Here is a 10,212-nt window from a genome sequence, read left to right on the forward strand (position 1 = left end):
CGTTTCGACGCGCGCTCCCGCGCACCGTGCAGGCGCTGCTGCGCCTCGGCCAGCGCATCGTTGGCCGAGGCGGCGCGGTCGGCCAACCGGTCGCGCGTCGCCTCCGACTCCCGCGCCTCGCCGGCGATGCGGTCGGCATCGGCCTCGCGTTCTCGTGCCGCCGCGCGGGCCGCATCGAGCTCGCGCGCAGCGTCCATGGCCGTGCTGTCGCGCAGCGCCGCGTCCTGCGTGCGCAGCGTCGCGATCCGATCGCCCGCCTCGGCGATGCGGTCGCGCGCCCCCTCGGCCTGCCCCTCGGCGTCGGTGTACTGGGTCTGCGCGTCGAGGAGCTGCTGCTCGAGCCCCCGGGCCCTGCCCTTCGCGGCGAGCGGCCCGGCGGCCTGGCGGCGCGCCGCCACCCGTGCGTACGCCCCGTAGACGCCGACGAAACGCTCGGTGGCGCTCTGCGATTCACGTAGGCCGTCGAGCTCCTCGCGGTCCTCCTGGAGGCTGCGGAACGATTCGGCCGCCACCGACAGCAGCGCCGGGTCCAGGGGCGGCAGCGCTTCCGTCAGCGCCGCGGACAGAGCCTTCTCGCTGGGCCGCTTGGACAGCTGCGGCTGCCGCAGCTGCACCAGCAGGTCGACGAGGGCACCGTAGCGTTGAGTACCCAGGCCGAACAGCGCCTCATCGACGGCGCGCCGGTACTCGCCCGCGCGGTCGAAGCGGGTGCCGTGGCCGTCCAGCGCGGCGGACAGCCGATCCTTGGTGAGCACGGTGCGCGAGTGGTCGACCAGCTCGAGTCCCGCCCCGATGCGCTGCGGGGTGACGAAGAACCACGGCGGCAGCATGCCGCGCCCTTCCACCGCCTTGAGTCCGGCGCCGATCGTGCAGTAGTGCGCGGTGCCGTCGTCATCGACCCGGCCGAACTCCAGCCAGGTGTAGCCCAGTCGCTCGGCGTGGTCGTAGGCGCCGCCCAGCAGCAGGTTCCACTCCATGCGCTTCTTCGGATCGGCGTCCGGCTCCACGCGGTGCGCGGACAGGTCGGCGTCCAGGAGGAACGGGAGCATGAGCGCGAGCACCTTGGACTTGCCGGTGCCGTTGTTGCCGCGCAGCAGCAGGCGCCCGTCGCGGAACCAGAACTCCTCGCGGTCGTAATAGAACAGGTCGACAAGGCCGGCGCGCAACGGCTGCCAGCGGCTCCTGGCGGGCACGGGCAGCGCGTCGGCGGCGGTCGTGCTCGTGTGCGTGCTCACCGGGCGTGTTCCTCCGTGTGTTTACTCGAGTGCTCTGCGGGCTGGTCTTCGACGGCGAGCGCGGTGCCGGGTTGCCCGGCGTCGGAATGCTCAGCCTCGGGATTCTCGGGGCCGATATTCTCGGGGCCGGGATCCTCAGGGCCGGGATCCTCAGGGCCGGGGAGCTCCATGACGTTGTCGTCGGCGGCAGGCTCGGCGACGGCGTACCGGGCGATGGCGGGCCGCGGCAGCACAGTCGGCTCCCCGTCGGCTCCTTGCCCGCGCCGGACCAGCCCCAGCGCCTCGAGGCGGTCCAGCGCGGTGCGCACGATGACCCGGTCCGCCCCCGGATCGGCGGCACCGCGGCGCCAATAGCCCTGGGTGGCGAAGCCGTGCGCGCGCGACCGGATGAGCTCCTCGAGGTCCGCGGCGCGCACGGGCCCGTCCACGGCGGCGAGGTGGGTGGCCAAGAGCAGCGCCGCGTGCCCGTCGGTGCCGCCCTCCGGCATGCGGACGTCGGTGAGCGTCCCGTCCGGATCGACCATCGCGATGCCCTCCGCACGTACCTCGGGGACCAGCCCCGTCAGGTCGGAAACCGCCGCGGCCATCGCGGCCCGCCGGTGGTCCAGGAGGGAGCGCGCCCGCGGGGAGAGGTCGTCGTAGTACACGACCGGGTCGTCCAACAGGCGCCGGGTCAGCGAGCGGCGGATGCGATCGTCGCCCAGCTGCTCCGAACCCGCGGGCGGGTCGAAGGTGAGGCGTGCCAGGCGTTCCGCGAAGCGCTCGGCCGGGCCGGACGCTGCCGCGACGATGGTCGAAGGCCCGCGCGCCGACGCCAGCATCCCCGCCAGCGCGCGCCGGTGCACGTCGTAGAGCACGTCGCCGGTGTCCTCGACGAACTGGTCCTCGTCGCCCGCGACCCGGCTGAGCACGCCGAACTCGATGAGCAGACGTACGGCCGCCGCCAGGTCGCCGCGCTGCGTCCGGCTGTCCAGCGTGAACTCCAGGCCGGTGGCCGCCAGGCCCGGGTCTGCGGCCGCCAGCAGCACGTCGTCGGCGAGCCCGCCGAGCGTGATTTGGGCATCGGCGCGGGAGAGCACCGCGAGCAGCAGGCAAGCCAGCACGTATCGGCGGCGGGTGAAAGGCCGTCGGGGGCGCGCGGTGACGGCGGGGTGGGTGTGTGCGTCCGGGCCGTCCGCGTCGGTCGTCTTGGTCAGCCGTGCGAGCTCCGGGGTGACCAGCAGCGGCCACCCGGCGTGCGTGTGGAACCAGGCGCGCAAGTGCGCCGAGTGACGCTGCACCAGCGCGAACGATTCCGCATCCGGCCCGTCGGCGCGCAGCAGCGGGCGCCGCAGGATCGCGCGCGCGGCCCGTCGGCGCTCGTCGTCGCGCGACTGTGCCAGCGCATCGGTCAGTGAACCGGCCATGTCAGACGCCCCGGCGGGCGTACTCGGGGAGCGGGGCGTCGTCGTCTCCGGGGCCCGCGGTGTCGGTGAGCGCGGTGTCGGTGAGCGCGGTGTCGGTGAGCGCGGTGTCGGTGAGCGCGGTGGACAGGTCGCGGATCTCGACGATGTGGTCGGGCCCGCGCAGGATCCCGTCGGGGGTGCGGATCTCGGCCATCGCGGCGCCGGGCCCTGTCTCGCCGGACCCCGTATCGTCGGACCCGGTGCCGTCGCGCTGGGTGGCGTCGCGCTGGGTGCTGTCGCATTCGCTCAGGCGGATCGCCATGGCGCCGTCGCCGGTGCTCACCTCCACCGTGCGCGCGCCGAGCGGCTTGGCGGCGAGCGCGTCGCCGAGCAGCCCCAGGAACAACCGGAACTCGGCCGGCTCCAGCGTGCCGACGTCGGACAGCCGCACGGGGCCGCCGGTGGCGAGGCGTGCGCGTGCGCGCGCCGTCTCCCGCACCTCCTGTGCTGCACGCTCGGCCAGATGCCGGCGCGCGAGGGAACGGTCGAGCACCTGGGCCGGCCGCCCTCGGCGCTCGTAGCTGCCGGTGCGGCGCAGCCGCGGGCTGATGAGCAGCGGCGGCGCGTCCGCCCACGGCGTCTCCGGGGGGATCGGATCGTAGGCACGGGCTTCAAGGGTGTCTGCGTCCACGCCGAGGTGCCGGGACGGCTGAAGGCCGAACGCGGAGCGCCAGAGCGTGTGCATCGCATCGTCGTCGGGCGCCTCGGCGAACCACTGCGCGAGGGCGCGGAAGTCGGCCGCGCGATCCGAGCGCCCCGAACGCCGGTCGTGCAGGGCTGAGACCACCTGCAGCAGACGGGGGATCGCCGAACGCGCCTGGCCGCGCAGCACCATCGCCTGGCTGGGGTGGTGCGCGCTGCCGATGAACCAGGCGCGGAAGCCCTGCCACCGGTCGCGCCAGAGTGCCAGGCTGCGCGCCAGGGCCACGTCGGCGGTGTCTCCGGCCTCGGCGGGCCCCGGAGCGGTGTCACGCGTATCGCGCTCGGCGGCCATCCGCAACAGCCTGTCCACACCGAGGTCCTCGATCTGCTCGACGAGGCGCGCGATCTCCGCGCCTGTCCCCACAAGGTCCTTGATGAAGCGTTCGAGGTACTCGATGAGGCGTTCCTTGTAGGCGACGAAGGCGTCGGCCTCGGCGTCCTGCACGTCGATGGTGCGGGCCAGGGCGGACATGAAGGCCTGTGCGTTGGCCGCCAGGTCCTCGAACCTGTCGACGAGCGTGCGCAGCGCCAGGTGGGTGGCCCCCGGCTCCGGGGCGCTGGACGACGCGAGCGTGTGCAGCTCGCGCAGGCGTCCGGCGATGTCGTCGAGCGCCACCGACTGCAGGGAACCGCGCCGCCCCAGCGCCTCCTCGTAGGTCTGCAGCGCGTCCTCGGCGGCCTGGCCGTGGTCGGTCATCTGGTACAGGTAGCGGGCCCGACGGAACTCCTCGACACTGGTGACCCGGCTGGTGTCCGGGTCCGAGCGCAGGTTCCCCCAATGCTCCAGTGAGGCGAGTGCGCCGTCGATGGAATGGTTCTCGCCGAGCGTGCGGCCGTGGTCCGGGAGCATCGCGCGGATGTCCTCGGGCCGCAGGTGCACGATGAACCTGCGCTTGGCCTGCACGAACGCGCCCATGATCGCGCGATACAGCGGGGCTCCCGGCTGCTGCAGGTGAGCGAACGGCCTGGGGGTGTCGGCCGGTGCGTCCGCCTGGTCCATCGTCGCCTTTCGATCGGAGCTCCTGGGGTGGCAGCCGAGGGTCGGCCGAAGCCGAGGATAGAGGTATCCGCGCCCGTTCGCGGGGTCAGGAGTGCGGCGTTGTGATTTTGCGCGCGGACGACCGCGGACGGTGGTCTCGACATGCCGTCGGTGCTGCGATCTGGTAAACGCACCCCGCGTTTCGTGGTCGGCCGGGGGAGGCGATGTGCCTCTCTGCAGGCTGGGGATTGCGGAAGAGGTCGCGTGCGGTTTGCCCGCGCCGCATAGCACGAAACCCGCAGGAGACGGATGCGGTTTTCGCGGCCTGTGGGGAACCTGCAGGTTATCCACAGCGTGTCGCGCGACGGGATTTCTTCCGCGATCCCTAGGTCAGAATGGAGGACATGGGGGATGTCGCACAGAGGATGTTCATGCTGGTCGGCGCGCTGCAGGAGGGCGGCTGCCACCCGGGGGAGAAATTGGCGGAAAGATTCGGCACCAGTACGCGGACGATCCGCAGCGACGTGGTGCGGCTGCGTGTGCTGGGATTCGCGATCGCATCGACGCCCGGGCCGCGCGGCGAGTACCGGCTGACCCGCGGCCGGAACATGCCGCCACTGTCGCTCGACGACGACGAGGCGGTGGCGGCCGCCGTCGGGCTGGCGGTGGTCGCGGGCACCGCGGATCCTGCCTCACCGATCGCCGGCGGCGCTTTCGACGCGGCCGCCGCGAGAGCCCTGGCCAAGCTGGAGAGCTTCCTGCCGGAACGGCTCCACCGGCGCACCGCGGTCGAATGCGGACGGATCCAACCCTTGCTCAGCCTGGCCCCGACAGTCGACGCGGCCATGCTGGTCACCGTCACGCAGGCCATCGCCGCCCGCTTCCTGCTGCGATGGACGGCGAAGACCCGCGACGGGCTGGTTCGCGCCGCATTCTTCGAGCCGTACCGGCTGCTGTTCCGGCACCCGAACTGGTACGTGGCGGGATTCGACCGTCGCCACCATGCCTGGACGCTGCAACGCCTCGACGACGTGGACGCGGCGGGCGCGTCCCGCCGTCGCTTCGACCCCCGTCCGCTGCCGCCGGGGCGGCGGGACGACCTGATTCCGCACGTGTACCACGCGTGGCACGATGCCGAGTTGCGGGTCCACGCTCCGCTGCGGGACCTGGAGGATGCGGTCCGCCATCAGGAAGCCGAGGTGGACGCGCTGGGCGCCGACGATTTCCTGGTGCGCATCCGCGGCACCCACCGGCACGCGCTGCTGATGCGGCTCGCGCTGCACGGCATAGAGTTCCGGGTGGTGTCGCCGCCGGCGCTGGTGGACGAGTGCCGGCGCCTGGCGGAGCACCTGTCCCGGGCGGCGGGTTAGGTTGGGATCATGCGCGGTGAGTACAAGGTGCCCGGAGGCAAACTGGTCGCGGCCGAGGTGGACGTGGACGACGGGCGCCTGTCGCGGGTGCACGTGTCCGGAGACTTCTTCCTCGAGCCCGACGACGCTCTAGAGGATCTCAACGCGGCAGTCACCGGGATGCCCGTCACTGCCGACGCGGCCCAGCTGGGTCAGGCCATCAGCGGGGCGCTCAGCCCGGACGTGTCGATGATCGGCTTCACCCCCGAGTCGGTGGGCATCGCCATCCGGCGCGCGCTCGGGCGGGCGACCGGCTGGCACGACCACACCTTCGACATCATCGACCCCGTCGTGCTCGACCCGGCGATGCACGTGGCGCTCGACGAGATCATCAGCCGTGAGGTGGCGCTGGGCGAGCGCCCGCCCACCCTGCGGTTCTGGGACTGGGACTCGCCGCTTGTGGTGATCGGCTCGTTCCAGTCGGTGCGCAATGAGGTGGACGAGACGGCCGCCGAGCGGCACGGCATCGGCATCGTGCGGCGGATCTCCGGGGGCGGCGCCATGTTCATGGAGCCCGGCAACTGCATCACCTACTCGTTGGCGGTGCCGTCGTCGCTGGTGGAGGGGCTCAGCTTCGAACGCTCCTACGAGTTCCTGGACCAGTGGGTGATGGGCGCGCTCGCCGACGTCGGCATCACCGCCCGCTACGTGCCGCTCAACGACATCGCCTCCGACAAGGGCAAGATCGCCGGCGCCGCGCAGAAGCGCTTCGCCTCGGGCGCCGTCCTGCACCACGTGACGATGGCCTACGACATCGATGCGGAGAAGATGGGCCAGGTGCTGCGGGTGGGCAAGGAGAAGCTCTCCGACAAGGGCATCCGCAGCGCGGCCAAGCGGGTGGACCCGATGCGCTCGCAGACCGGTATGGCGCGCGCCGACATCATCGACGCCTTCGCCGCGCACTTCCGGGCGCACTATGCCACCCGGGACGCCGACTACACGGAGGCCGAGCTGGACTGTGCGAGGCAGCTGGTGGAAAGCAAGTTCCTCAGCACGGAGTGGACCCACCGCGTCCCGTGATCTCGCCGCCGTGATCAGGCGGCGAGAGCGTGGAGGAAGTGCCGCAGGTCGCTCCAGTGACCGCGGGTGCGGGACAGGTCGTCCGGGAGCAGCGCGATCTGGGCGTGCGCCAACACCAGTCGTCCCTCGGCGGTCATCGCGTCGCCTCGTCGCTGCACCATGTCATCACCTCCGCAGCCCCGTTCGTCGGCTGCTTGTCGTCTCGGTGCACCTAGGTTAACAGAAGGTGAACGACAGGCGTCGATCGGGTGCTTGCTGCGGAAAAGGTCCGGGCCGGACCCCATCGGAGCCCGGCCCGTTCACAGCAGGTGGTCGTCAGAGCAGGGTGTAGATGAACACGCCGAGCGCGGGGATCGCGAGGAACACCGTGAGCACCCAGGCCGCGGCGATGGTCTTGTGCTCACTGGCCACCGCGGCGAGGATCTCGGCGCAGCGCACCGGGACCCACCGCAGCGGCGGGAGCCCGTAGATGATGAGGATGCCGATCACGTTGAACAGCACGTGCACGAACGCGGCCTGCAGCGCCAGCTGCGCGTCGCCACCGGTGACCGCGAACGCCGCCAGCAGCGCCGTCACCGTGGTGCCCACGTTCGCCCCGAGCGTGAGCGGATAGATCTGCTTGGTGGTGAGCGCGCCGGAACCTGCGAACGGCACCAGCATCGACGTGGTGACGGACGACGACTGGATGACCGCGGTGACCCCCGCGCCCGCGCCCATCGCCACCATCGGATTGCCGCCGACGGTGCGCTCGAGGACCGTTTTGGCCTTGCCGACCATCAGCACCTGCAGCAGCTTGCCCATGTAGCGGACCGCGAGGAAGATCAGCGCCACTCCGAGCACGATCGTGGCCACGGCGCTCACGGTGCCGCCGCCGAGCACGCCCAGCGCACCCTGCATGCCGAGGGCGTCGACCACCGGGCTGGAGACGACGCCGATGATGTCGGCGTTGTCCGGGTCGGGCAGCACGGTGCCGTAGGCGAAGCCGGCGAGCATGCCGGAGAGCCGCTCGAGCGGGTGGAAGAGCAGCTCCAGCGGCAGCAGGATGGCCACCGCGGTGAGGTTGAAGAAGTCGTGCACCGTCGACGCGGCGAACGCCCGGCGGAACTCGGCCTTGTTGCCCACGTGCCCCAGCGAGGCGAGGGTGTTCGTCACCGAGGTGCCGATGTTGGCGCCCATGATCATCGGCACCGCCACCGACACCGGCATCATCCCGGTGCCCACCGCGGTGACGACGAGCGTCGTGGTGGTGGAGGACGACTGGATGATCGCGGTGACGAGGATGCCGACGAACAGGCCGATGATCGGGTTAGTGGCGAAGTCGAACAGGTTCTGGGCCGTGCCCGAGCCGAGGCCGTTGAAGCCGTCGCCGATGACGCCGATCGCGCAGATGAGCAAATACAGCATCGCGGCCACGCCCAGCCACCGGGTGACGGTGGCGCGGCGACCGGGCACCTGCGGTGCGGAGGGTGCGGGGCGGGGAGCGGCCGACGGGCGGGGCGAGGGGCCCTGCCCTGTCGGGATCTCATCCGCCGTGGTCTCGGTGAGGACGGTTCCTCCCGCGCGGCGGCCGGCTTCCAGCATCGACGACTCCTGTGTCGTGGTCGGTGTTCCAGTCGGTTCACCCGTGATGCTGGCAGTGCCAGGTGAACGAACGGCAAACTTCCGGATGCCGGGCGGTGTCGGGTACGCGTACTCTTCGGGCCTCACCGCCCGACGGCCATGTGGAGGTGGGGCGACGGTCACATTCGCGGTGGTTCAGAGGTTCCGGACGTCGCGCCGCAGAGGATGATCGTCCGGGATCTGCACCACCGCGATGCGCACCCCGTCCGGATCGGCGATCCACATCTCGATCAGCCCCCAAGGCTCGGTGCGCGGCTCGCGCAGCACCGTGACGCCGGCGGCGGCCAGACGCGCGTGCTCGGCATGGACGTCGCGGACCTGCATCCACAGCTCCATTCCCGCACGGCCGTCGACGGGCCCGGCACCGGACACCTCGAGCAGCGCGCCACCGACGAAGAACACGACCCCCGGGTGATCGGGCGCCCCGAACTCACGGGCCACGGCCAGACCGAGCGTGTCCCGGTAGAACGACTGCGACGCGGACAGGTCCGAAGGCCGCAGCAGAATCCTGCCACTGAGTATCTCCATGCCGCCCATTGTGCGCGGCATGGCGCCTCTGCGGCGTCAGCGTGTGGGCGGAGGCGCGGCGTTCACGAGTGTCAGGCAGCCGCACGCTGCCGTACCTGCCCGATAGGCTCGGACGAGGATCCGGTGCAAGGGGAAAGGTGCTCGAACAGTCATGGCTCATACGCAGTTCGTCAACAGTCCGAAGTCCTTCGTGGCCGATGCGATCCGCGGGCTGACGGCCTGCACCGACGACCTCGCCTGGCACGCCGATCCGGGGTATCTCACGCGCCGCACACCGCCGGAACGGGGCCGGGTGGCGGTGCTGTCCGGCGGTGGGTCCGGACACGAGCCGATGCATGCGGGCTTCATCGGGCGCGGCATGCTGGCCGGCGCATGCCCGGGCCTCGTTTTCACCTCGCCGAACGCGCTGCAGATAGACGCCGCGACGCGGGCGGTGGACGCCGGCGCCGGCGTGGTGCACGTGGTCAAGAACTACACGGGTGACGTACTGAACTTCCGCATCGCGGCCGACCTGGCACGCGAGCGGGGCGTCGCCGTCGAGCATGTGCTGGTGGCCGACGACGTGGCCAGCGACAAGGGCACCGACGAGGCGGGGGAGCCCGTCGGGCCGGGCATGCGGGGCACTGCGGCGACGATCGCCGTGGAGAAGATCTGCGGGGCAGCGGCCGACCGGGGCGACGACCTCGCCGCCGTGGCAGCGCTCGGTCGCCGGGTTGCGGACGGCGCGCGCAGCATGGCGGCGGCATTGCGGCCGTGCACACTGCCCGGCGCGGACGAGCCGTCGTTCGACCTGCCGGAAGGACAGATCGAGATCGGCATCGGCATCCACGGTGAGCGGGGCACCGAACGCCGCGACGCGATGCCGGCGCGCGACCTCGTACGGCTGCTGGCCGACCGCATCCTGGCTTCGCTGCGGCCCGCGGACGGCGACAGGCTCATCGCCGTCGTCAACGGACTCGGCGCCTCCCATCCGCTGGAACTGCACCTGCTCTTCGGCGAGCTGCACGACCACCTTGCCCACCGGGGGCTGGTCGTGGCGCGCTCACTGGTCGGGTCGTTCACCACGGCGCTCGACATGGCGGGCGCGTCGATCACGCTGATCCGCTGCGATGACGAGATTCTGGAGCTGTGGGACGCGCCCACGGAAGCGCCCGCCTGGCCCAACGCCCCGTCGCGCCGCGTGCACGGCCCCGGCGCCGCCGCGCCCTCCTCCGGCCGCGAAGAGGCGCCGGGTGGAGAGGCGTCCGGCGCCGCACCGGCGCCCGGCCGCCCGG

8 protein-coding genes and 1 pseudogene are annotated in these 10,212 nt (G+C 71.8%); 3 read left to right on the plus strand and 6 right to left on the minus strand.

The window, feature by feature from the left end; all coding sequences use genetic code 11:
* The 3 genes and pseudogenes from JJ683_RS17765 to JJ683_RS17775 form a co-directional block, all read right to left on the minus strand.
* Positions 1–1,235: pseudogene (locus JJ683_RS17765) on the minus strand (hypothetical protein); the annotation flags it as partial.
* A complete protein-coding gene (locus JJ683_RS17770) occupies positions 1,232–2,641 on the minus strand; it encodes a TIGR02678 family protein (protein ID WP_200176089.1) in 1,410 nt (469 codons plus the stop codon). The pseudogene JJ683_RS17765 and the gene JJ683_RS17770, both read right to left, overlap by 4 nt.
* A gap of 1 nt (position 2,642) precedes the next feature.
* Positions 2,643–4,382, minus strand: a complete 1,740-nt coding sequence (locus tag JJ683_RS17775; RefSeq protein ID WP_200176090.1) for a TIGR02677 family protein — start codon at positions 4,380–4,382, stop codon at positions 2,643–2,645.
* 383 nt (positions 4,383–4,765) lie between these two features.
* On the opposite strand from JJ683_RS17775, the gene JJ683_RS17780 reads away from it, so the two are divergent.
* Positions 4,766–5,731: a helix-turn-helix transcriptional regulator gene (locus JJ683_RS17780; protein WP_200176091.1), complete on the plus strand. Its 966-nt coding sequence runs from the start codon at positions 4,766–4,768 to the stop codon at positions 5,729–5,731.
* A 9-nt stretch (positions 5,732–5,740) separates the two neighbouring features.
* A complete protein-coding gene (gene lplAB, locus JJ683_RS17785) occupies positions 5,741–6,790 on the plus strand; it encodes a lipoate-protein ligase LplAB (protein ID WP_200176092.1) in 1,050 nt (349 codons plus the stop codon).
* Between the two features lie 14 nt (positions 6,791–6,804).
* On the opposite strand, the gene JJ683_RS17790 is transcribed toward lplAB, so the two are convergent.
* From JJ683_RS17790 to JJ683_RS17800, 3 genes are all read right to left on the minus strand, one after another.
* Positions 6,805–6,951, minus strand: a complete 147-nt coding sequence (locus JJ683_RS17790; protein WP_158726496.1) for a hypothetical protein — start codon at positions 6,949–6,951, stop codon at positions 6,805–6,807.
* Positions 6,952–7,105: 154 nt separating this feature from the next.
* Positions 7,106–8,371 (minus strand): Na/Pi symporter, encoded by a 1,266-nt coding sequence (locus JJ683_RS17795; protein WP_200176094.1) that lies wholly within the window; start codon positions 8,369–8,371, stop codon positions 7,106–7,108.
* 174 nt (positions 8,372–8,545) lie between these two features.
* The gene (locus JJ683_RS17800; RefSeq protein WP_200176096.1) at positions 8,546–8,938 is read right to left on the minus strand and encodes a VOC family protein; all 393 of its coding nucleotides are present in this window, start codon (positions 8,936–8,938) and stop codon (positions 8,546–8,548) included.
* Positions 8,939–9,089: 151 nt separating this feature from the next.
* On the opposite strand from JJ683_RS17800, the gene JJ683_RS17805 reads away from it, so the two are divergent.
* The coding region (locus JJ683_RS17805) for a dihydroxyacetone kinase subunit DhaK (RefSeq protein WP_200176097.1) at positions 9,090–10,212 on the plus strand (1,123 nt) is incomplete at its 3' end.

The sequence above is a fragment of the Tomitella cavernea genome, assembly GCF_016599145.1.
In the GTDB taxonomy this organism is placed as follows: domain Bacteria; phylum Actinomycetota; class Actinomycetes; order Mycobacteriales; family Mycobacteriaceae; genus Tomitella; species Tomitella cavernae.